The sequence below is a fragment of the Curtobacterium sp. B18 genome (assembly GCF_000333375.1).
GTDB lineage: Bacteria > Actinomycetota > Actinomycetes > Actinomycetales > Microbacteriaceae > Curtobacterium.
In genome coordinates, this window is the sequence record NZ_BACZ01000467.1 from 1 (window position 1) to 2,149 (window position 2,149).

Sequence of the window (2,149 nt, forward strand, 5' to 3'; positions counted from 1 at the left end):
GTGAGGACCCGGAGGGCGTCTGCGTGATCGCGCCGGCGACGATCGCCGTTACCGACGCCGTCGACGACCTGGTCGAGCGCGGATGCGATCACGGGCTGCTGCCGCGGGTCGAACTCGGCGGAGCCCTCGGGCCACACCACCAGGTCGACGCCCTTCGCGTCGACGTCGGTCGCCGCGACCTGCGCGCTCAGCACCGCGCCCGGAGCCGCCCGGTCGAAGTACCCGGCCGGACCGTTCCCCTGCACGGACTCGATCCGGATCGTGCCGTCGGTCGCGGTCGGCCACGCGGGCACGGCGAGCACCGCCGCGACGAGCAGCCCGGCGGTCGCCACCCTGAACGGGACGCGGACCGGGCGACCCGGGCCCCTGGGCGTGACGAGCGCGAGCGACAGGACGACGGCGACGCAGTACACGACGACGAACGTCACGCCGAGGACGCCGACGTAGGCGGCCAGGTGCGTGAACGGGCCCTGCGACTGCGAGAGGCCGACGCGTCCCCAGGCGAAGCCGCCGTAGGGCCAGCTCCCCGAGAACCACTCGCGTCCGGTCCAGAGTGCGGCGACGACGGCCGGGAGGCCCCACACGCGTCCGGCGGTCGACGGCAGGACGCGCGCGACCCAGCGGTACGCAAGGGCGATCGCGACGCTGCCGAGTGCGAAGAAGGCGGCTTCGAACAGCGCGAGCGCGAACCACGGCACCGGCCCCAGGTAGCGGCCGGCCCACGAGATCGCGGGGATCCAGAAGGCCGCTCCGGCAACGTAGCCGAGCCACGCCGCACGCCGGGCGCGCTGGCCCATCGCGGCGAGCAGCATGCACGCGAGTGCCGGGTAGGCGAGGAACCACCAGCCCGGCGAGGGGAAGGCGAGTGCGAAGAGCACGCCGCCGATCACGGCGAGCGGGAACGCCTGCGCGAGCGGGAGGGCGGCGAAGTCCGGCCGACGGCCCGCCGGAGGAAGCGCTGCGGCACCGCGACCGACCCCGGCGGACGCGCCACGGGAGGTCGCGGACGCAGGACCGGCGGTCGCGGACGCAGGACCGGCGGTCGCGGACGCGCCACCGGACGTGCCACCGGGGGCAGTGGACCCGTCGCCCTGCGGGCGCACGTCGGACTCGGGAACCGGCACCGTGCCTCCTGTCAGACCGCCGCGTAGGCGACGATGCCGCGACGCACCGCGTCCGTCGCCCGCCGCGCGGTCTGGGCGAGGTCGTCGTCGCCGGCGTTCCGGATCTGGTCGAGCAGGTCGATGACCTGCTTCGACCAGCGCACGAAGTCACCGGCCGGCAGGTCGAGCGTGCGGAGCACGTCGTCGAGCGCGGAGCCCGACGCCCAGCGGAACATGCCGACCGCGGCGGCCGGGGTCGGCGGCTGCGACCCGGCGAGACGGGCGTCCCGCTCGATGTCGTCGAGGCGCGACCAGATCGTCAGGGTCTCGTCGAGCGCGGGCCGGAACGCACCGCGGGGCAGGGCGTGCTCGGTGCCGGGAGCGTCCTCGCGGCGGGGCTGGTAGACGATCGTGGCGGCCATGGCGGCGAGCTGCGCCGGGGTGAGGTCCTTCCAGACACCGGCTTCGAGGCACTCGGCGACGAGCAGGTCGCGCTCCCCGTAGATCCGCTGCAGGCGTCGCCCGCCCGCGGCGACCGTGGCCTCGCCGTTGCCGGTGTCGACCAGGTAGCCGAGCTGGAGCAGCACGTTCGTGACCCGGTCGAAGGTGGTCGCGACCGCACCGGTGCGGGACCGGATCTGCTGCACGAGCTTGTCGTTGGCGCGCTTGAGCTTGTACCAGCGCTCGGACCAGCGCGCGTGCGCCTCACGGTCGGGGCACGCGTGGCACGGGTGCCGCTGCATCCGTCGCCGGACGTCGGTGATGGCCGCCTGGCGCTCGGCCCGGGCGCCGTGCGAGGCCTCGCGACCGCCGGGGACGTTCGTCCGCTCGAGGTCGGAGAGCTCCCGGCGCAGGGCCGCGTACTCGGTGAAGTCCCCGAGGTGGCACTGCATCGCCTGCTGGTAGCCGTCGAGCGACTCCTGCTGCGACCGGACCTTGCGGGCCAGGTCGACGACGGACCGGTCGGCCTGGAACTGGGCGAACGAGGTCTCGAGGACCTCGCGCGTGCGCTGCCGTCCGAACTGGTCGATCAGGTTGACGGCCAT

The 2,149-nt window shown here is 74.6% G+C and carries 2 pseudogenes; both read right to left on the bottom strand.

Going from position 1 to position 2,149, the window contains the following annotated elements:
* Positions 1 to 1,124 (bottom strand): annotated as a pseudogene (locus I5E_RS12550) (hypothetical protein); the annotation flags it as partial.
* Positions 1,125 to 1,135: 11 nt separating this feature from the next.
* A pseudogene (locus I5E_RS12555) lies at positions 1,136 to 2,149 on the bottom strand (DEAD/DEAH box helicase); the annotation flags it as partial.